At 45.2% G+C, this 19,838-nt stretch carries 17 protein-coding genes; 11 read left to right on the top strand and 6 right to left on the bottom strand.

The genetic code is table 11. From position 1 onward, the window contains the following. Window positions 1–114 precede the first annotated feature (114 nt). From ACX5KA_RS04700 to ACX5KA_RS04690, 3 genes are all read left to right on the top strand, one after another. Entirely contained in the window at window positions 115–660 is a 546-nt protein-coding gene (locus tag ACX5KA_RS04700; protein ID WP_039219463.1) for a copper chaperone PCu(A)C, read from the top strand. A gap of 186 nt (window positions 661–846) precedes the next feature. Further along, window positions 847–1,320 carry a Dps family protein gene (locus tag ACX5KA_RS04695; RefSeq protein WP_014948101.1) on the top strand — a complete coding sequence of 158 codons (474 nt, stop codon included), beginning with the start codon at window positions 847–849 and terminating at the stop codon, window positions 1,318–1,320. A gap of 194 nt (window positions 1,321–1,514) precedes the next feature. Next, window positions 1,515–2,696 carry a PQQ-dependent sugar dehydrogenase gene (locus ACX5KA_RS04690; protein WP_039219328.1) on the top strand — a complete coding sequence of 394 codons (1,182 nt, stop codon included), beginning with the start codon at window positions 1,515–1,517 and terminating at the stop codon, window positions 2,694–2,696. 200 nt (window positions 2,697–2,896) lie between these two features. Here the strand turns inward: ACX5KA_RS04690 and ACX5KA_RS04685 are convergent, their stop codons facing one another. Both ACX5KA_RS04685 and ACX5KA_RS04680 read right to left on the bottom strand, forming a co-directional pair. Then, the gene (locus tag ACX5KA_RS04685) at window positions 2,897–5,005 is read right to left on the bottom strand and encodes a S9 family peptidase (RefSeq protein WP_458730536.1); all 2,109 of its coding nucleotides are present in this window, start codon (window positions 5,003–5,005) and stop codon (window positions 2,897–2,899) included. Window positions 5,006–5,288: 283 nt separating this feature from the next. Further along, window positions 5,289–5,621, bottom strand: a complete 333-nt coding sequence (locus ACX5KA_RS04680; RefSeq protein WP_171338073.1) for a DUF962 domain-containing protein — start codon at window positions 5,619–5,621, stop codon at window positions 5,289–5,291. Between the two features lie 288 nt (window positions 5,622–5,909). On the opposite strand from ACX5KA_RS04680, the gene trxA reads away from it, so the two are divergent. Beyond that, complete coding sequence (gene trxA / locus ACX5KA_RS04675) at window positions 5,910–6,779, top strand: thioredoxin (protein ID WP_171338074.1); 870 nt, start codon at window positions 5,910–5,912, stop codon at window positions 6,777–6,779. Between the two features lie 144 nt (window positions 6,780–6,923). Here trxA and ACX5KA_RS04670 read toward each other — a convergent pair whose 3' ends face one another. Continuing rightward, on the bottom strand, window positions 6,924–7,349 hold the full coding sequence (locus ACX5KA_RS04670; RefSeq protein ID WP_039219334.1) for a hypothetical protein: 426 nt from the start codon (window positions 7,347–7,349) through the stop codon (window positions 6,924–6,926). A gap of 264 nt (window positions 7,350–7,613) precedes the next feature. On the opposite strand from ACX5KA_RS04670, the gene ACX5KA_RS04665 reads away from it, so the two are divergent. The 5 genes from ACX5KA_RS04665 (at window position 7,614) to ACX5KA_RS04645 (ending at window position 12,984) form a co-directional block, all read left to right on the top strand. Continuing rightward, entirely contained in the window at window positions 7,614–8,792 is a 1,179-nt protein-coding gene (locus ACX5KA_RS04665) for an aminotransferase class V-fold PLP-dependent enzyme (protein WP_039219336.1), read from the top strand. A gap of 56 nt (window positions 8,793–8,848) precedes the next feature. After that, window positions 8,849–9,031 (top strand): DUF2065 domain-containing protein, encoded by a 183-nt coding sequence (locus ACX5KA_RS04660; RefSeq protein WP_039219340.1) that lies wholly within the window; start codon window positions 8,849–8,851, stop codon window positions 9,029–9,031. A 503-nt stretch (window positions 9,032–9,534) separates the two neighbouring features. Next, a complete protein-coding gene (locus tag ACX5KA_RS04655; RefSeq protein WP_014948109.1) occupies window positions 9,535–10,833 on the top strand; it encodes an adenylosuccinate synthase in 1,299 nt (432 codons plus the stop codon). Between the two features lie 316 nt (window positions 10,834–11,149). Next, window positions 11,150–12,556 (top strand): aldehyde dehydrogenase family protein, encoded by a 1,407-nt coding sequence (locus ACX5KA_RS04650; protein ID WP_458730535.1) that lies wholly within the window; start codon window positions 11,150–11,152, stop codon window positions 12,554–12,556. 11 nt (window positions 12,557–12,567) lie between these two features. Next, window positions 12,568–12,984 (top strand): VOC family protein, encoded by a 417-nt coding sequence (locus tag ACX5KA_RS04645; protein ID WP_049588357.1) that lies wholly within the window; start codon window positions 12,568–12,570, stop codon window positions 12,982–12,984. A 52-nt stretch (window positions 12,985–13,036) separates the two neighbouring features. On the opposite strand, the gene ACX5KA_RS04640 is transcribed toward ACX5KA_RS04645, so the two are convergent. Beyond that, the gene (locus ACX5KA_RS04640; protein ID WP_458730534.1) at window positions 13,037–13,744 is read right to left on the bottom strand and encodes a PepSY domain-containing protein; all 708 of its coding nucleotides are present in this window, start codon (window positions 13,742–13,744) and stop codon (window positions 13,037–13,039) included. An 89-nt stretch (window positions 13,745–13,833) separates the two neighbouring features. Between ACX5KA_RS04640 and ACX5KA_RS04635 the strand changes: the two genes are divergently transcribed. Next, window positions 13,834–14,304: a LabA-like NYN domain-containing protein gene (locus ACX5KA_RS04635; protein WP_014948113.1), complete on the top strand. Its 471-nt coding sequence runs from the start codon at window positions 13,834–13,836 to the stop codon at window positions 14,302–14,304. A gap of 100 nt (window positions 14,305–14,404) precedes the next feature. Here the strand turns inward: ACX5KA_RS04635 and ggt are convergent, their stop codons facing one another. Together ggt and ACX5KA_RS04625 are read right to left on the bottom strand one after the other, a co-directional pair. Continuing rightward, the gene (gene ggt, locus ACX5KA_RS04630; protein ID WP_458730533.1) at window positions 14,405–16,123 is read right to left on the bottom strand and encodes a gamma-glutamyltransferase; all 1,719 of its coding nucleotides are present in this window, start codon (window positions 16,121–16,123) and stop codon (window positions 14,405–14,407) included. Window positions 16,124–16,200: 77 nt separating this feature from the next. Then, window positions 16,201–17,577 (bottom strand): Na+/H+ antiporter NhaC family protein, encoded by a 1,377-nt coding sequence (locus ACX5KA_RS04625; protein WP_039219347.1) that lies wholly within the window; start codon window positions 17,575–17,577, stop codon window positions 16,201–16,203. A 196-nt stretch (window positions 17,578–17,773) separates the two neighbouring features. On the opposite strand from ACX5KA_RS04625, the gene ACX5KA_RS04620 reads away from it, so the two are divergent. Further along, window positions 17,774–19,747, top strand: coding sequence for a glycoside hydrolase family 3 N-terminal domain-containing protein (locus tag ACX5KA_RS04620; RefSeq protein WP_458730532.1), 1,974 nt, complete (start codon window positions 17,774–17,776; stop codon window positions 19,745–19,747). Window positions 19,748–19,838 lie beyond the last annotated feature (91 nt).

Raw genomic sequence — 19,838 nt, 5'->3', positions numbered from 1 at the left:
TGACTTGTAATCAGTAGGTCGCCAGTTCGATTCCGGCAGTCGGCACCATTTTTCTTTTTTCCTATGCCAATCTTACGTACACTTGCTTACGAGTATTCATTCGGAGCAGACTGTATGTCACTTTTTTCCAAATCATTTAAACCATTAGTTATCGTAACTGGCTTATTTTCTTTAAGCATGTCTGCGACTATTTACGCGCATGGCAATGACCATGAAAATCATCACTTGCCGAAAGAGCAGCACAAGCACGCCAGTAAGCAATCAGATGTAATGGTTATGGATGGTTATGCCAGAGCAACATTTGCTTTGGCAAAAACCGGCGCAGTGTACTTTACTTTGCATAATCATAGTGACAGCGATAAAACACTGACGTCTGTTTCAGTATCAAACGATGTAGCAAGTGAAGCGCAAATCCACACAACGGTGATGGAGGAAGACGTGATGAAAATGCGTGAGCTAACTGACGGCGTTATAATAAAAGCGGGCGAAATGGTCTCTTTTGAATCAGGCGGCCGTCATATCATGTTGATGGGGCTGACCAAAGGATTAGAAGAGGGCAGCGAAGTAGCACTAACCCTCACATTTAGCGATGGGAGTGAACTACCGGTTTTGCTACCTGTTAAAAAAGAAGCGGGCGAAAGCCACCATCACCACCATTAATAGAGTGGCTGAGGCAGAATGTATAAAGTCATCGATTAATGCGATGAATGCAATCAACTAAACCGTTAATCTAAATCAAAATTTCTGTAGTACTATTAACTTATATTATTTAAACCAAGATTTTTCAGCGCCGATGAATGGGCTGAAGGTAAATCTAAAAAGGGTTTTAACGTTAAGGAGTGTGACATGAGCAAGATTGATATTGGTATTTCTGAGAGCGATCGTAACGCAGTAGCAGAAGGCCTTAAAAAGCTATTGGCCGACTCTTACACTTTGTACCTTCAAACGCATAATTTTCACTGGAACGTAGAAGGGCCGCAGTTCCGTGAATTGCACCTAATGTTTGAAGAGCATTACACAGAGCTTGCCGAAGCGGTAGACGAAATTGCAGAGCGTATTCGTACTCTAGGTGTTGCTGCACCGGGCACATATAAGTCGTTCGCTGAGCTTAGTTCAATTGAAGAAGTGGAAGGTGTGCCTGAAGCGACGGAAATGGTGAGATTGTTAACTCACGGTCATGAGCAAGTTGTGAAAACTTGCCGTGAATCGTTAAAGCTAGCGCAAGACGCAGACGATGAGTCATCTGCAGCGTTAATTGGCGATCGTATGCGCGTTCACGAAAAAACTGCGTGGATGCTTCGCGCAACATTACCAAAGTAAATCGCTATATAAGTGCGGTGACGGTGGTTTAACTTAGGCTCAATCGACTAGGCACCTTTATCGCATAAGCAAGTGAAATTATCACAAAGGGTACAGCAGCGCTGTGCCCTTTTTTGTATACTGCCTTCCACTAAAAATAATAGAAGAAGCCTGTGTCAACGCTTACACGGCTTTTTAAAATGAGGCTCCTAGCGATGAAACCATCAACTATTTTAGCTGTACCATCCAAACCTGTGAGCGCGCTGGCGCAGTCACTTGCTTGTGTATTGGCGCTTACGATCAGCCAATCCGCTTTAGCTCACGGAGACCACAAACATGGCGAAGCGCATGAAATCACCGACAGCGATATTACCGTAACCACGCTTGCTGAAGGGCTTGTTCATCCTTGGGGAATGGCATTTTTGCCAAATGGCGATCTGCTAGTTACGGAACGTGAAGGTGGCATTCAGCGTTTATCAAAAGACGGTAAGTTATCAGGACGTCTAGGTAATGTGCCTAAGGTAGTTGCGCAAAACCAAGGTGGTATGTTGGACATCGCTATCGACCCGGATTTTGCCAGCAATAACACTATCTACTTCTGTTACAGCAAAGCGAGTGAGGTTGAGGGCAAGCCGGGCAGCAGCAGTAGTGTTGCAAAAGCCACGCTTACTAATTCAGGCCTTGAAAATGTTGATGTTATCTTTAGTGCCGACTCAATCGTCGATAACGGCTTTCACTTTGGCTGTCGTCTAGCGTTCGATGCTAAAAAGCATTTGTACGTCACAATGGGCGACCGTTATAAGTATATGAAAGAAGCACAAAATACCGATAACCACTTCGGTAAAATTGTACGCATAAAGCGTGACGGCAGCGCAGTAGAAGATAACCCTTTCACAGACGGCAAAGCCCCTGAAATATTCAGCTATGGTCACCGCAACGTGCAAGGCGTTACTATTCATCCTGAAACTGGTGCGGTATGGGCGATGGAGCATGGCCCGAAAGGTGGTGATGAAATCAATATCCTTGAGCGCGGTGCAAACTACGGTTGGCCTGTGATTACCTATGGCGTTGACTATAGTGGCGACATTATCAGCGACAAAACCCATATGGATGGTATGAAGCAGCCTTGGTTGTACTGGGACCCGTCTATTGCACCAAGCGGCCTAACCTTCTACCAAGGCGACATGTTCAAAGAGTGGAACGGCGATATATTAGTGGGTTCGTTGAAATTTACCCACCTTCGCCGTATCAAGGTAGAAGGTGGAAAGCCCGAAGAGCAGTTTGAATATGTTCGTGACAATCACGCCCGTATTCGCGACGTTGAAGTTGGCCCAGAAGGTGCCATTTACTTACTGACCGATGCACCGAACGGCAAAGTATTAAAGCTAACCAAATAGCATAATACCAGTCCGCATAGATAAGTGCTCACTCAGAAGGCGCTGGCAAGCTTCATAGCGAAGCGTGGGAATGCAGGAATGGCTGTTCCCTTTCAAATTCTGGTATAAGACGTAGAATGAGAAAAGGCGCCACTTCATTGTTATTGTAAAATGAAGTAAGCGCCCTTTTTATTTATAAAGACATCGGGTCTCGTATTGACTTATTCGCTGTCGTTACCCTTTTTGTAACGTTCAAACCACGCCACAATATTTCCTACTTTCTGTATTAAGCGAGAAGGACGGCTTGCAATGCCGTGTGAAGCCCCTGGAATTCGCACCATTGCAGCATCTACGCCTTGTAACTTCAAGGCTTGATAATACTGCTCTGTTTCGCTAATTGGCGTACGGTGATCGGCTTCACCGGTTAGCAACATGGTTGGTGTTACCACGTTGCCCACCAGACTTAGCGGACTGCGCTGCCATAACTTATCGGCAATATTCCATGGCATATCTGCCATCCAGTAGTTGCTGAAGTACGGGTATGCGTCGGCAGTCAACGAAAAGCTTACCCAGTTAATGACCGGCTTAGCTACAACAGCTGCGCTAAAGCGATCAGTCTTACCGATGGACCATGCGGTAAGGGTTCCGCCGCCTGAGCCACCAGTAATAAACAAGTTCTCTGAATCTACATAGCCTTGCTTAACAACCGCATCTACCACGTCCATTAGGTCGTTATAATCTTCTGATGGGTAGTTATGGTGGATCAAATTACCAAAGTCTTCACCGTAAGAGCTGCTGCCCCTTGGGTTAGCCCATACCACGACATAACCTTGCGCGGCCATTAGCTGAATTTCCATAGCAAAGTGAGGGCCGTAGGCAGCATGCGGGCCGCCGTGAATTTCTAATATAAGCGGGTATTTTTTGCTGCTATCAAATCCAGGAGGCAATGCAATCCATGCGTCGATAGGTAGCTCGTCAACACTTGATACTACGGAAAGGTCTTGTACTTCTGCCAGCGTTTTATGACCAAGTGCATCGCTGTTTAAATCGGTGAGTTGCGTATCGTCTTTACCTTTTCTATAAAGCGCTAGGTCGCCAGGCACAGTGCGGCTTGCCGTGGTGTAAACAATGTCGCCTTTATCACTAACGGCGAAGTCGCCCGACGTGTAAGGGCGTCCAAACGCTTGTCCACCTATGCTAACGTCGATCGGTTTCACATCGCCTTTCAGGTTCACCGCAGCAAGTTTAGTTTCGCCATGATCAAGGTAAGAAAAGATTAATCCTCGGCTGTCTTTGCGCCATTCAAATTTGCCTAGGCTTCTATCTAGTGACGTGGTTAATCGAGTGATGTCACCACTTTCAAGCTCAAGTACAACTAGGTCGCCATTCTGATAAGAAAGCTTTCTGTCGTTGAGCTGAGTAAACGCCAAGTATTGTCCGTTGGGACTCAAGGTTGGTCTACCTTCAGGCCCTTCAATATCGGTAACTTGTTCAACTGCCGCTGTATTCACATTCACTTTATAGATGTCGCTAAACAAAGGGTGCAGCGCGTAGTCTTCTCGTTGTGGTGTGGCAAAATAAATCCAGTCATTCTCTTTAGAAAAAGAAAGGGTGCCGCCGCTAGGGAATTTCCCCGTTGTTAATTGACGCGGCGTACCGCCTTCAACAGGCAGAACAAATATTTGGTCAAAGCCTTCACGCAAGTAGCCTCTTCCGTCACCTCTATACTGCACCGCACCAATAAAGGTGCCTTGGTCAGCCCACTTTGCTCCTTTAGGCTTGCTCGGCATGCCGGTAAACAATGGCTTTTGCTTTTCTTCGGTAAACTGGGTGAAGGCTAAGGTTTTGCTGTCATGAGACCAGGTTAACTGACGAGGTGCTTCGCTGGTGTTGGTCAAGCGCACAGACTGCTTGGTATCTAAGTAATAGAGATGGATTTGTGCGCGGCCGTTGACCGATTTTGTATATGCCACCATTTTACCGTTGGGCGATAAGGTAGCCTGTGACAAGTTTTCATCTACACCAATAAACGGGCGATGCTCACCGGATTTAATATTTACTTGCCAAAGTCGGCTTTGTCTTCCGTCAGTCATGACATCCATGCTCTGACGAGAATAAATTACCGTATCCTTATTAAGAAACTGTGGGTTGGCCACAAATTCTAAGTTAAAGGTGTCATCGTATGTCAGCGCATTTAAGCTAGTCGAATCAGAGGCAGATTCCTGCAATGCATTGGCCTGACTTATACCTAAAACCAATAGTGATACTGCAGTCGAGGTAACACATAAGCCTTTCCGTACTGGTCGAAAGGCGAAACGAGACGCAAACATAGTTGTTCCTTTTGTTATTGTTTTTTGCGCTGAGCGCGATAGGTAGAATGTTCGCTGTCGTGTGCTTAGCGTAAATCCTAACGCAAATGTAGCAACCTGCGAACCTTGTCTCTAACCATATCGCTTTCGTTTCTTTTATGTAAAGCGTGTGCGGTGAAGAGGCTGGATTGTCCGTTAAAAGTACATATCCAACATTAAGCGGAACGTTTAACAACGCAGGGCGCTAGCAATGGCGGTTGTCATTATTAATAGAGGGCTGGCCGTCCTTTAAGTCATTTGAGCTTTATTCGCCTTTAAGGCTAATTTTGCCTACAAGAATATCTTTAAACATGACCCAGTCGCCCATTAGGCTGTAAAGCGGGTGCTTAAATGTTGCAGGGCGATTTTTCTCAAAGAAGAAATGACCTACCCAAGCGAAACCGTAACCTACTAGCGGAATAAACCACAGTAGCGACCAGCTAGCCATAAATACTGCAAGTGCTATAACGCCGAGAACCAGCCACGAGCCTATAAAATGAAGCATGCGGCATGTACTATCTCTATGTTCATTTAAATAAAACGGGTAAAACTCTTTGAATGAAGAAAAATGCGTGTCAGCGCTTGTTTGTGTAGACATAAAACCCTCTCGGCCATAAGCATGTATTTTATAGAAGTAGAGTGACTTAGTAGCAGTAGTTTACACTACGTTAACATTCTATTCTGAAATAGATTGTCGTGAATACGACAAAAAGAGAATGAGTTTTTCCAAACATGCGTGCTCACTGGCGCGGATCCAACAAAGTGGCGAATTAAGAGGCGCTTCCTAGTGCAAGGCGCGGTGAACAAAGATAGCCTACCTTAACCTTGTAATTTCAGGCCGTCTGCCCCATATTCCTCTCAATACAAGAAATTAAAGGCCTGCGTTATGGAACATCTCGTTGCGAATAGCCAAGCAACCATCGTAGATATTACGGTAGAAAACTTTCAACAAATCATCATTGAAGCGTCGCAAGATAAGCTGGTGCTAATCGATTTTTGGGCAGATTGGTGCGAGCCCTGTAAAGATCTTATGCCTATTTTGGAAAAGCTGGCGGGTGAATATAGTCAGCATCTGATTTTGGCCAAAGTTGATTGCGAAGCCCAGCAAGAAGTGGCTGCACAGTTTGGTATTAGAAGTCTGCCAACGGTGATGGTGGTGCAAAATGGTCAGCCTGTTGACGGCTTTGCTGGCGTACAGCCTGAGCAGCAAATTCGCGAAATGCTCGCTAAATATTTACCTAATCCTGAAGACGATTTACTTGCCACGGCTGGCAAAGCGATTCAGCAAGGTGATTATGCAGAGGCACTGCCCGCAGCTAAAGAAGCCCTAGCGCTTAACCCAGATAACGTAAACGCTAAATATATGCTTATTGATTGCTACGTTGAAACCGGTTCTATTGATACAGCTAAAGCTTTGCTTGAAGAGATTAAGCTGGTGGATCAAGACTCTCGCTATAAAAGTTTGGCAGGGAAAATTGAACTGGCAGAGCAAGCGGCAGACACCCCTGAAATTCGTCAGCTTCAAGCAGCGGTAGAGGCGAACCCAGACGACTTGCAGCTTAAAGTTGATTTAGCGGTACAGTTGCAGCAAGCGAACAAAGCACAAGATGCACTAGAACTTCTTTATAGTGTGTTAAAGAAAGAACTTGGGTTTGGCGATGCTAGAAAGCTAATGATGGATATGATGAATGCATTAGCCGACGGCGACCCACTTAAGTCGGAATACCGCCGTAAAGTATACAGTTTATTGTATTAAGCTTTAAAAGCGCTTTAAAAGTAGTTAAAGCGTGAAAACGGTCATTTTGACTTCAATAAATGGGGCGTGCGACTTTGTGCTGGTGAACAAAAAATTGTAACTATGCGCTTTTATTTTTCACCAGCGCATTGACAAACCCATTTACTAAGGCTGAACAATAGGGGAAAAACCTTCTTTGTGCAGCCAGTTTAGAGCTTGAAAGTACTTTTGAAAATATTCTCGTTCGTAGTTGCTAGTTTCAAACTCCCGTTGCTTAGAGGGGTGCGTTCTTTCTAACTGGGCTCGCCTTACCATGCCAGTCTCCAGCACATAAGCAGAGCGAGTTAATCCTCGCGAAATGTTCACCTTAATTGCCTCGGCTAACCGAGTTTGGCAATCTGGAGTAGATAACACCCAGCGGCGACCGTCCATTAGGGCAGCCCAAGGCTTATTGTCGAACTTAGCGATAAGTTCATGCATTTCTTCTATAAAAAACTCTGTCGTTTTCAGGTTCCACGCCCCGGTTGCAAACACCTCAAGTACGTTACCTGAGACATCCAATGAATAATTTCCGTATTTAGGAAAACGCATAAAATACCTTTAATGTTTGTCTGCGTGGAACAGACGGAGCTTGCTAACTCAGCTAACAAAAACATCTTGCCTCTTTAGGGTATAGCAGAGTTCTTAAAATTTGCTGTGATTGTGTTTATATAAGAAATATCACTAAGCACGTCGATTTGGGCAAAACAATTTACACTTAATTTGTAAATAAATGTTTTGTTGCAGGCGCAGAATCATGCGAAAAATAAAGAAGTCTGTTAGGGTTTACGCAGTTTTTATATTGGGCAATAGAGCATGGCATATCAGCATTTTTATACGGGTTTTCTTAATGCGAACAAAGGTAAACAGCATTATGCGTGTCACAGCCACTACTTTTGGCCCGACTGCACGCGTGATGCAATGCTCAACTACTGGGATGACAGCGCTAAGTATGTTGACGAAAAATGGGGATATTTCTTCCAAACTTTGGTGCCAGAGCTACAGCAGCGCATTAGCAACATACTGAACACGGGTGCACCACAGCAAATCGTTTTTGCGCCCAATACCCATGAGCTGCTTTATCGCGTAATGAGCTGCATCGATAGTACTGCGCCTTATAAAGTAGTGTCGACAGACAGCGAGTTTCACAGTTTTCAGCGCCAAGCGACTAGGATGCAAGAGCAGGGTGCGATAGAACTTATTACCGTACCTACTAAACCCTACGATACGTTTGCGTCGCGCTTTAAGGCCGCCATTGCCGAACACGATCCCGAGCTGGTTTTTTTTAGTCAGGTGTTTTTTAATTCCGGATACGTGGTGAACGATGTCACAGATATCGTAAATAGCGTAACTAACGACAATACCCTTATTGTGGTTGATGGCTATCACGGGTTTATGGCAAAGCCTACCGATATAGCGAACATTGCCCACCGAGCCTTTTATCTTGCCGGTAGTTACAAATATGCTCAGGCAGGAGAGGGGGCATGTTTTGCGCACGTACCCGTGGGCTGTGAGCTAAGACCTGCTTACACAGGCTGGTTTGCAGAGTTTGGCGAGCTAGATAAGCCTCGCAAGGTTGGCGGCAAAGAGGGCGTTCAATATAGTCTAGATGGAATGCGCTTTGCTGGTGCGACCATGGATTTTACCGCGCTCTACAGATTAAGAGCCGTGCTTCGCATGTTCGACGACAATGGCATTGATGTAGCCACAGTTAACGAATATATAATGGGCATGCAGCGCACATTTCTAGAGAAACTTGCTACCTGCAACCATCCCTTGCTAAACGAAAAACATCTAGCAGTAAGTGATGAAGCAAACCGAGGGCACTTCCTTACCTTTGAATTAGATAGTGCCGATGAAACAAAAGCCCTTGCTTCAGCGCTTAAAGAGCACCATATCCTTACCGATTTTAGAGGAAACCGTTTACGGTTTGGTTTTGGTCTGTACCACACCCCTGAGTACATTGATTTAACCGCACTGAATCAGAAAGCGTAAGTCGTTGCTTTAAACATACGTAAATATTAACGTCACACTTATTTAAGGATAGTTTTATGGAGTGGCTACTACCCGCTTTAGCGTTTGTACTTATTATAGAAGGAATAGGGCCGCTTCTTTTTCCTAATAAATGGCGCAATTATTTACTTCAGATAAGCCAACAGCCCAGCAATCAACTGCGTCAAATTGGCGGAACCCTTGTGATAATAGGCGCACTACTGCTGTTTTATTTCAGTTGAGTTAGCGCCCAGAACTAGGCATTAAGTGGCGTAAAGCGGTGTGAAAACGGACCTCATCAAACACTGCCACGCGCTTTACCGTAATACATAGTACGAAAAGGAGCGCGACTTTACCGTTGACTGAAAAGTGTGCTCTTAAACCTGTATTCAACATTCAGAGGTATATTTTCAGCCCTTTGAATACCTCATTAGCTCTTAAGTACCGAATGCCCACGAATAATAGCAAAACGTTATATAAATGGGCGTAGTGCAGACTGCGGTAGACCGTCTGTTCAGCTTTCATACCAGGTAATGTTTAGAAAGCTTTAAAAATTAGCGTCTTAGAATGTTTGTGCTGGAAAATAAGAAGCCAAGCCTTATTTCAAAAAGGCTCGAGCGGCAGTTGGGCATCTTTGTGATTTCAAAAATAAAAATAAAATAGTCGTATTTTTGTTCGAAAAAAAGATGATCCTTGCCCTAGAATTTTGTAGAATCCCCGCCTAATTTTCTTACACATATGATTCATGGCAAAGAACGTTGTGGTACTCGGCACTCAATGGGGTGACGAGGGTAAAGGCAAGGTCGTAGACCTACTCACTGATCGCGCAAAATATGTTGTTCGTTACCAAGGCGGACACAATGCAGGTCACACTCTAGTAATCGACGGTGAAAAAACCGTACTTCACTTAATCCCATCAGGCATCCTACGCGATAATGTTACCTGTATTATTGGTAACGGTGTTGTGCTTAGCCCAGACGCACTAATGAAGGAAATGACTATGCTTGAAGAGCGTGGTGTTCCAGTGCGCGAGCGATTAAAGATTAGTGAAGCTTGTCCGCTTATTCTTCCTTATCACATTGCACTAGACGTAGCGCGCGAAAAAGCCCGCGGCGCAAAAGCAATTGGTACAACCGGTCGTGGTATCGGTCCAGCGTACGAAGATAAAGTAGCCCGTCGTGGATTACGCGTTGGCGATTTATTTAATGCTGAAGACTTCGCAGCAAAGCTGAAAGAAGTGTTAGACGTGCATAACTTCACGCTTACTCAGTACTATGGCGAAGAAGCAGTAGACTTTGATGAAACCTTAAAAGGTGCAATGGAAGTTGCTGACATTCTTAAAGCAATGGTTGTTGATGTAACTGACGAACTAGACAAAGCACACAATGCTGGCTTGCCTATTATGTTTGAAGGTGCACAAGGTACACTTCTAGACATCGATCACGGTACTTATCCTTATGTTACGTCGTCAAACACTACCGTTGGTGGTGTAGCAACGGGTGCTGGCTTTGGCCCACTTAAGCTAGATTACGTACTGGGTATTGTTAAAGCGTACACCACCCGTGTAGGCTCAGGTCCTTTCCCTACTGAACTAGAATGTGAAGTAGGCCAACACTTAGGTGTTAAAGGTCACGAGTTTGGCGCAACCACAGGCCGTAAGCGCCGTACAGGTTGGTTCGATGCAGTTGCGATGAAACGCGCAGTACAAATCAACTCTATTACAGGTTTCTGCTTAACTAAGCTTGACGTACTAGACGGCCTTGAAAGCCTTCAAATTTGTGTAGGCTATAAAGATGCAGACGGTAACGTGAAAGACGTTCCTCCTATGGCGGCTGACGGTTACGAGAAAGTAACGCCAGTATATGAAGAAATGCCAGGTTGGACAGACAACACCTTTGGTGTAACTGAGTTTGAAGCGCTTCCACAAGCTGCGAAAAACTACATTAAGCGCCTTGAAGAGCTAACAGGTGTGCCGGTTGATATCGTTTCAACAGGCCCTGACAGAAACGAAACTATCGTTTTACGCAGCCCATACGACGCGTAATAGTTTCACATTAAATATGTTTAAAAGCCCAGTGTTCACTGGGCTTTTTTGTTTGTAATTTTTCGACCTTTTACTTTTATATAATCTTGTTATTGCTTCAACCTTAACTGTTTATACTTCTTAAGTGTAACGTCAGCCACTTGCACCTAAAATACGAGCTCGTTAAACATTAATTAACAATTTAGTTGCGTTGTCTTCGAACATCCCTATTAATATAAGATAGGATCAGTTAATTATTGCGCTGCTTTGCCCGACAACAATCTTACGATGAGCCTTAGAATTGTTGCAGTGGGTGTTATGCTATCGGAGCCTTCTTATGCCAAATAGACCTTCTCTTCACGCAGTGGAAACTGGCGTGTGTTTCGTTGATGTTGTTCACAAGCTTAACGACAGTTTCGATACAGGGAAAACCCAGTCCTTGGAGTGGCGTAAAAGCCAGTTAAAGGCATTAGAAACTTTACTGAAAGACAACCAGCACGACATTTTACAGGCCCTTAAAAATGACTTGGGCAAATGTAAGACCGAAGCCATGGTGGCCGAACAAGGGTTTCTGCTTTCTGATATCAAGCATACGCTTAAGCACTTGGATAAATGGGCAAAGCCACGCAAAGTATCAACGCCCATGGTGGCATGGCCAGGTAAGAGCTTTCGCAAGCCTGAGCCGCTTGGTACTGTGCTTATTATCGGAGCGTGGAATTATCCGCTTCAGTTATTGCTTGCCCCTTATATCGCCGCTATTGCAGCGGGCAACTGTGCGGTATTGAAACCCTCTGAATTGGCTGAAGAAACATCGTCGCTGGTGGCTAAGCTTATCCCCCAATATATGGATAATTCATGCGTTGCCGTAATAGAAGGCGGTAAAGATGAAGCGACGGCGCTACTTGCCTGCAAATGGGATCATATTTTTTACACCGGTGGTGAAGTGGTGGGCAATATTGTCATGAGCGCCGCGGCCAAACATTTAACGCCAGTAACCCTTGAACTTGGCGGTAAGAGTCCTTGCTTTGTTGATAAAAACACAAACCTTGCTGTAACCGCGCGCCGTTTAGTGTGGGGTAAATGGATGAATGCGGGCCAAACTTGTATTGCGCCTGACTATGTCATTGTTGAAAAGGGCTTTGAGCAAAAGCTTATTGATGCGGTTAAAAAAGAGCTGAAAAAGCAATACGGCAAAGCACCTTTATCGTCACGAGATTACGGCAATATCGTTAATCATCGTCACTTAAAGCGTCTTGAAAGTTATCTTGAAAACGTCAATGTGGTGTATGGAGGCGAGCTAGATGAATCTCGTCCAGCAATGGCGCCTACCCTTGTACTGGAGCCACCGCTAGATAGCCCGCTAATGAAAGAAGAGATCTTCGGCCCTATTCTACCTATTATCACTGTCGACAACATGGAGGCGGGCATTAAGTTTGTGAACAGCAGGCCTAAGCCACTCGCACTTTATGCATTTAGTGATAAGGACGATGTGCTTGATAATATTATCAGCAAAACCAGTTCAGGCAGTGTGTGTACTAACGACACTATGCTGTTTATGACTAACCCTGAGTTGCCGTTTGGTGGCGTAGGAAATAGCGGCATGGGTAGCTATCATGGCCAAGCAGGTTTTGATACATTCAGCCATATTAAAACGGTAATGAAACGTTCATTCGCCCTCGACGTGTTCTTCCGTTATGCGCCGTTTTCTAAGTTTAAGCTGTCGTTGCTTAAGAAGTTTTTATAACAGGAGTTTCCATGGTTCAACCTTTTCATCTTGCCATTCCGGTCACTAATTTAACCGACGCAGAAGCGTTCTACGGTGAGTTGTTGGGTTGTGAAAAGGGCCGCAGTGATACCCAGTGGATAGATTGGAACTTCTTCGGCCATCAATTAGTGACCCATTGTGTAGAGGCTATGCCGTCGCCGCCTGCCTATAACGGGGTAGACGATCATGCTGTGCCGGTGCCGCACTTTGGCGTTGTGCTAACCATGGACGATTGGCAAGCACTGGCAAGTAAATTAGAGGCTGCCGATACCGAGTTTGTTATCGCACCTTATATTCGTTTTAAAGGAAAGCCGGGCGAACAAGCCACTATGTTTTTCAAAGACCCTTTCGGCAACGCCTTAGAGTTCAAAGCGTTCGCCGATATTTCTCAGCTTTTCGCTTCATAATAATGGGGGCAGTTGCTCTTTGCCGTACATCAAAGAGCTGACTGATACTAGGCTAGCGCTTCTTCTTTTTTGGTTTGAAGCGCTTATATAAAAGCGCAACACCTGTAAGGGTGAACAAAAAGGCGCTGCCCGAAAAAGCAATTAACCACGGCGTGTTAAAGTTACTTCTGTCCTTATAATCCATTATGTGCAGCATCCACATAAAATCAAACAGCCGCCATGTGTCGGTACGTACGCGCAGAACACTGCCTGTGTTTGGGTCGATATAAAACCGCGAATTAAGGTCGTCATCGAAGTTTACCTGCCATAATGGCGCAGACAGGTTTTGCACTTCTTGAGGTAACACGCTTAATAGCTGGGTCTCACCAATATCGCCAGTACCTGCGTATTGCCCTTTTGCTGCTTTACGAATAGCGCTTTCTTGCATGGTTTGCAAAGCTTCACCTGTTAATGCGCTGTAGCGATAGGCAATGTTGTCATCCACGACATGATAAACAGGAATAGCATTGAGCGAGCCCGGTTCTGCGAGGCCTACTTCATTTATGCGATGGGTGAGTGATAGCACCGCAGTGCTGCTGTGGTTACGCAAAATATCAGAAGGAGTAACGGAAGCGCTGTGCCATGATGTGGTTACCCTGTTCCTTAAATGGTTCCCTCTTACTTCATCTATGGGTAACCAGGCCATAACCAAGCCGCTTAAAAACCATAGGCCTATTTGAATAAATAGAATTAAGCCCAAATAGTTGTGCGCTTTGCGCATAAATTTCATCATCAGGTTTTTTGGTTTTATTATCAAAAGGCTATAACATCAGAAAACAATAACCGAGTAAACCGAAGAAGAGGGTGGTTTTGAATAAAGCATTAGTGCTGGTAGACGTACAAAACGTGTATTACACCTGTCGTCAGGCGTACAAACGCAACTTTAATTACAACCAGTTTTGGCGTGAACTTACCTACAACTTGGATATAGCACATGCTTTTGCATACGCCATAGACAGGGGTGACAGCAAGCAGCGTGAATTTCAAAACATTCTTCGTGCTATTGGGTTTGAAGTAAAGTTAAAGCCTTTCATTCAACGTGCTGACGGCTCGGCGAAAGGTGACTGGGATGTAGGTATAACAGTAGATGCACTTGAACACGCCGACGATGTCGATGAGATCATTTTGGTGTCGGGCGACGGCGATTTCGATATTCTTGTAAACGCCCTTAAAGCAAAAGGGAAAACCGTAACTGTGTACGGTGTTCCAGCATTAACGGCTGAAAGTATTCAAAAAGTGGCGTCTAAGTACGTGCCTATCGACGCCACGCTGTTGCTGTAGTTTTCAGCTTGTACTTTGTTCAAGGCTGAACTAATAACGCTGAGCCCCCAAAGCTCCACTAATGTGGCTCAGCTAACAGCCCTGTGCTGATAAGGCTGTACTAATATGGTTGTACTAGGCTCTTACCTCGTCCGCTTTTTTCAGATGCGGCTTCTACACCCTCTTTAGTGCGCTTAATTAAATGTACATCACCAAAGCGACGGTTATCTATGGTATAGCCCATTGCTTTAAGCTCATTTACGGTTGCCTCTGTAAACCCGTCGTGCATACGAATGGTGTCTTTGGGCAATAGCTGGTGATGAAAACGTGGTGAGTTCACGGCTTCTTCAGCGCTCATATCGTAAAGCAGGGCATTCAATAGCGACTGAGTGACTGACGAAATAATGGTAGTGCCGCCAGGAGAGCCTGTTACCAGAACCACTTGGTCGTCTTTAGTGACCAGCGTTGGCGTCATAGAAGACAGCATGCGCTTGTAAGGTTCAATAGCATTCGCCTCACCACCCACTGCGCCAAAGAAGTTAGGCACGCCAGGCTTGGCACTAAAATCGTCCATTTCATCATTCAACAAAAAGCCAGCGCCAGTCACAACAACACCGCTACCAAAAGTGAGGTTGATGGTCGTTGTATTGGCAACCGCGTTACCCCATCTGTCCATAATAGAGAAGTGTGTTGTATCTTCGCTTTCTTTTAAACCAGGCTTAACGCTTGGGGTATCAGAAATGCTGGTAGGCTGAATATCTGCTGCGCGTTGAGTGATATAGTTAGCGTCAGTGAGCGCTTTTACCGGAACACTAACAAAATCAGGATCGCCCATGTATTCAGCGCGATCGGCAAACACGCGCTTACCAATTTCTGACATAACGTGAATGTACTCAGTGCTGTTTTGCGCTGGCAAATCGTGCGTTGCGTCATAGGCTTCTAGCATGCCAATCCACTGGGCAACGGCAACACCACCAGAACTTGGAGGAGGTGCGGTCACCAGCTCATAACCTTGCCAGTTTAAGTGTAGAGGTTTGCGCCACACTGCTTTGTAAGCCAGTAAGTCTTCATAGGTAATAAGGCCGCCATTTTGCTGCATAAAATCAACAATATGCTTTGCTACATCGCCTTTATAAAAGCCATCCTTTCCCTGTTGCTGAATAGCTTTAAGCGTTTTTGCTAGCTCTGGCTGTTTGAAGGTAGTGCCTGCTTTAGCGTGTGCAAAATACTCGCTAAAGTTGTTATTGATAGCTGCTTCTTTGGTACGCTCAATATAGTGATCAATGTTATTGGCCAGCTTCTCATGAACCACAAAACCTTGCTCGGCCAAATCAACGGCTGGTGCGAGTAGACGCTCCCAATCCAAGGTGCCGTATTTTTTGTGCGCGGCCCACATACCAGCAACGGTACCAGGAATGCCAGACGCTTTAGCCCCAAACAAAGACTCGTACGGTTTTACGTTACCTTGCTCGTCAAGATACATATCGCGATGCGCATTTTCAGGTGCCATTTCACGGTAATCTAAAAAGTCGGTGTTATCTTCAAACTTTATTGTCATAAAGCCGCCACCGCCTACGTTGCCCGCCTCAGGTAGAGTAACAGCCAAGACAAACTGTGCCGTAATAGCAGCATCAATTGCGTTACCACCTTCTTGGAGTACCTGCATTGCAGCATCGGCACTGTAGTTGTCAGGCATGGCAACGGCCTGTTGGCTAAGCCCTACTGTATTGTTGCTAGCACTATCAACAGGGGAATTTGGCGCATGGGAACACGCTGCCACTACTGAAATAAATGCCACTATTACCGAGATAAACCCGACATTAGCTATCCGCTTTTTCATTACAAACTCCTTGTTACAGACATTGCTAAACCTTTTGCGATTAGCAACTGATTTCCAGCAAACTTAAATCAACGGCATTAACCAAGCATGATCAAGCTTGCTACAAAATAGGCAATAAGCGTAAGTGCGCCCGCAAATAGTGCGTAGGGAAACTGAGTTTTAACGTGCGTTAATACGTCAGTACCTGCTGCTAGCGAAGATACGGCAGTAGTGTCGGAAATAGGTGAACAGTGATCACCAAATATGCCGCCCCCCAAAATAGCGCCAATGACCAGTGAAGGGGGTAACCCTAAACTTTGAATCAGCGGCACACCAATAGGAATTAGGATGGCGAATGTGCCCCATGACGTGCCTGTGGTAAACGACATGATCGCTCCGGCAACAAATAGCATGGGAACAATAAGCACTAAAGGAAGATACTCTCCCACTATGCCCGCGACAAACACGCCTGTTCCAAGCACCTTAAGGCTATTGCCTAAGGTTAAAGACAGTAACACTATGGTTACTAGAGGAAGTAGTTCACCCATCCCTTTAAAACCAATTTCTACCGCTTCCTTGTGGGTAAAACGCTTGTGGATTAAGAGCAGACCATAGGCAATGGCAGTGGCAAGAGCCGTAGCGTAAAGTACAGATTTGCTCCCGCTGCCTTCAGACAATACGCCATTACCTGTCCAGAACATGAAGCCAACCATGCTTAATACCATTATTATTAGCGGTACCAACATGAAACGAGCCTTGGTGGCAGGTTCCGTAGTTTGTTTAACCTCTGCATGCGTGAGTGCTTTTTCTTCCTCAGCCATGGGGCCATGCACTTTGTCAGCGGAAATAGTGTAGGCCACAATAAGTAAGGTGAAGATAGCGTAAAAGTTAAAAAATACGCTGCCCCATAAAATTGAGGCTGACGAAGCTGGTAGCTCGTATGCATCGAGCAGGCTGAGTATAAATGCTCCCCAGCCGTTCAATAAAATCAAAATACAAACGGGCGCGCTGGTGGAGTCGATGATGTAGGCTAAGCGCGCGCGGCTCATGCCGAAACGGTCAAACAGACCTCGGGCGAATATGCCGGCAGTGAGCACACTTAAGTTTGATTCTATGAATACAGCGATGCCAGTGAACATGGTCAAGCCGCCAACTTGTTTGCGACTCTTCGCTACCCCTTTGTTTACTAGAAAGTTGACCGTTGCCGTTACTCCGCCAGAGTCACGTATAAATGCGAGCAACGCGCCCACTAGTACAGAGAAAATAAGCACCCGTGTATTGCCAGGACTCGCGGCGGTATCAACCACGCGCTCTATGGCATTAATGGGCGCCATATAGCTGCTAGCGATATCAGCATTTATCAAAATTAACGCTTCCGCGCACAAAACAGCCAGCGCTAATGCGAGTATGACTTCTTTTTTCCAAAAGACGACGGCAATAGCCACAAGAGGGGGGATGACTGACATCCAATCCATACTTCTTTCCAAACTTAAATTTATGTGTGCCTAGGACTTGTTGAGCTTTGATAAGTTACTACGCTCTACTTGCCCTATAGGTATGTCTATTTGCGTAAGAGAATGTGTGATTGCAGTTCAAAGTTGGCGAACATGCTTCTCTCATTTATGCTAGCGTACCGTATTGTGCTTCGTGTTACCAAGGATTAGATAAACATTGTTATTCCAGCAAGTTATTTGTAAAAAACGTGCTTCATTGATGGGCCTGAGCGCTATCTTGTCAGGCATACTCATTTTATTAAGTGCTTCACTGTTTACTGCTAGCGCAACCGCTCAATCTGGAAGTGCTAACGCTTCGAATAATCCTAAGCCCAGCGCTGATGCTGAAACAATTCGCGCTGTAAAAAACATGCTCGGGCAAAAAATCATTTTGGATTTTCGCTATTTCTGTGAAGACAATACGCCGTCTTCGCGCTGTCGTACGCCCATGACCGTAATTCCACCGTCACTTTTAAATGTGCTTAGTACGCACAACATCGGCGGTGTTATTTTGTTTTCAGAGAACATTCAAAATACCGAGCAGTTAATTACGCTCAATTACACCATGCAGCAGCATATGGTAAAAGCAGGTCGTCAGCCGTTGTTTATTGCTGTCGATCAAGAAGGGGGCAGAGTAGCAAGGTTGCCTTCAGACATGCTCTCGCCGTTTGCGGGTAACATGGCCATTGGCGCCACTTTTCATCAGCGAGGCAGCGCATTTGCGCAAAGTGTGGCATCGCATATTGGCCAAACGCTTTTACCGCTGGGAATAAACACCAATTTTGCGCCGTCGGTTGATGTAAATAGCGAGCCGAAGAACCCCGTTATTAACGTACGCAGCTTTTCGCAAAATCCAGAGCAGGTAGCCGCACTCGGGCAGACATTTGTCAGTGCTATGCAAAGTACAGGTGTAATGAGTGCTATCAAACATTTTCCAGGCCATGGTGATACCCATGTAGATAGCCACAGTGGCTTGCCGCAAGTAACGCATAGCAAAGCGCAAGCTATGGCGGGTGACATCCTTCCTTTTGCGAATATCATTAATAGTGCAACGCCTCCTGCAATGGTAATGAGTGCACACATTCAGTACCCGTCTTTAGACGATACGACAATTATTGATAAGCATGGTAAGTCACAAATAGTTCCTGCTACTTTGTCGAAGAGAATACTAAGCAATTTGCTTCGCAACCAATTAGGATATCAAGGCCTTATCGTTACTGACGCGTTAGACATGGCAGGTATTACTCAGTTTTTCTCCCATGAAGAAGCATTAGTCAGTGCATTCAGCGCAGGTGCTGACATTGCGCTTATGCCGTTCACCATAAGAACCCAAGACGACATAAAAAAGTTCGCGTTACTTTTGGATAATGCAGCAAGTCGAATGTCAGAAAGCGCTTTCTTGAAAGCGTCTCATAATCGTATTATTAAGGCAAAACAGCGCTTTGCTTTGCAAAGTTTTATTTCCAAGCCCATGTCATGGTGGCTCAATGAAGCGAAAGAAAATGCTTCAATGAATAACCCTAACAGTTTGAAAAACCGAGGAATTCAAATTGAGAAAGCCCTTTCTAAGTCGTCGGTATCTGTACTCTTCGGGAAGGATGAGTTGCCAATAACTTCAAATCGCTGGTTGGTGCTTATGCCAGACGCAGCAAGATGTTTAGCATTTGAAGCCGAGCTTACACGCGCACGTTCCAACTTCAACAATAAGACTCTGGAGTTTGCGTGTTTGCCGTTAACTGCGTTACCTAAAACCCAATTAGCAATGAATCTACTAAAACAAGCTGACGTGCTGGTGGTTGGTAATATTAGCCCGCTCCATGCTAACTATGAATTAGGAGGAGTCGATTTACCTGAGCATGTAAAACGACGTGCAAGCGAAACTGAGGTGATGGCATTTAGCAAAAAAATAATGGTTGCTGCAAAAGCACAGAATAAAACCGTGGTCTTTGCTCCACTGCGCATGCCATACAAAGCGCATGACGTGAAAGAGCTAGCCGATGTTGCTATTGCTACATTTAGTTATGCGGTGAACATTACACAGCAAAGTGACAAAGAAAATCAGCAAGTTACGAGCTATAGTCTTAATGCTTTGGTTGATGTATTACTGGGTAGCGCGCTCGCTGAGGGACGTTCACCTGTTTCGTTGAAATAGGTGGCCACGCGAAAGCAGAGACCAAAACCAAAGATATTGCGCCTTTAAGTGCGAACTAAGAGCCAAGCCAAAAGCCATTTCAAAAGCGATT

Source organism: Alteromonas alvinellae, from assembly GCF_902705805.1.
This window is presented reverse-complemented; position numbering and strand designations above follow the sequence as displayed.

Excerpts from the sequence above, each read along its gene's own strand:
- ACX5KA_RS04645 (WP_049588357.1), top strand. The coding sequence starts at position 12,568 with ATGGTTCAACCTTTTCATCTTGCCATTCCGGTCACTAATTTAACCGAC.
- ACX5KA_RS04650 (WP_458730535.1), top strand. The coding sequence starts at position 11,150 with ATGCCAAATAGACCTTCTCTTCACGCAGTGGAAACTGGCGTGTGTTTC.
- ACX5KA_RS04665 (WP_039219336.1), top strand. The coding sequence starts at position 7,614 with ATGGCATATCAGCATTTTTATACGGGTTTTCTTAATGCGAACAAAGGT.
- ACX5KA_RS04625 (WP_039219347.1), bottom strand. The coding sequence starts at position 17,577 with ATGGATTGGATGTCAGTCATCCCCCCTCTTGTGGCTATTGCCGTCGTC.
- trxA (WP_171338074.1), top strand. The coding sequence starts at position 5,910 with ATGGAACATCTCGTTGCGAATAGCCAAGCAACCATCGTAGATATTACG.
- ACX5KA_RS04685 (WP_458730536.1), bottom strand. The coding sequence starts at position 5,005 with ATGTTTGCGTCTCGTTTCGCCTTTCGACCAGTACGGAAAGGCTTATGT.
- ACX5KA_RS04695 (WP_014948101.1), top strand. The coding sequence starts at position 847 with ATGAGCAAGATTGATATTGGTATTTCTGAGAGCGATCGTAACGCAGTA.
- ACX5KA_RS04640 (WP_458730534.1), bottom strand. The coding sequence starts at position 13,744 with ATGCGCAAAGCGCACAACTATTTGGGCTTAATTCTATTTATTCAAATA.
- ACX5KA_RS04670 (WP_039219334.1), bottom strand. The coding sequence starts at position 7,349 with ATGCGTTTTCCTAAATACGGAAATTATTCATTGGATGTCTCAGGTAAC.
- ACX5KA_RS04680 (WP_171338073.1), bottom strand. The coding sequence starts at position 5,621 with ATGTCTACACAAACAAGCGCTGACACGCATTTTTCTTCATTCAAAGAG.
- ACX5KA_RS04655 (WP_014948109.1), top strand. The coding sequence starts at position 9,535 with ATGGCAAAGAACGTTGTGGTACTCGGCACTCAATGGGGTGACGAGGGT.
- ACX5KA_RS04690 (WP_039219328.1), top strand. The coding sequence starts at position 1,515 with ATGAAACCATCAACTATTTTAGCTGTACCATCCAAACCTGTGAGCGCG.
- ACX5KA_RS04700 (WP_039219463.1), top strand. The coding sequence starts at position 115 with ATGTCACTTTTTTCCAAATCATTTAAACCATTAGTTATCGTAACTGGC.
- ACX5KA_RS04660 (WP_039219340.1), top strand. The coding sequence starts at position 8,849 with ATGGAGTGGCTACTACCCGCTTTAGCGTTTGTACTTATTATAGAAGGA.
- ggt (WP_458730533.1), bottom strand. The coding sequence starts at position 16,123 with ATGAAAAAGCGGATAGCTAATGTCGGGTTTATCTCGGTAATAGTGGCA.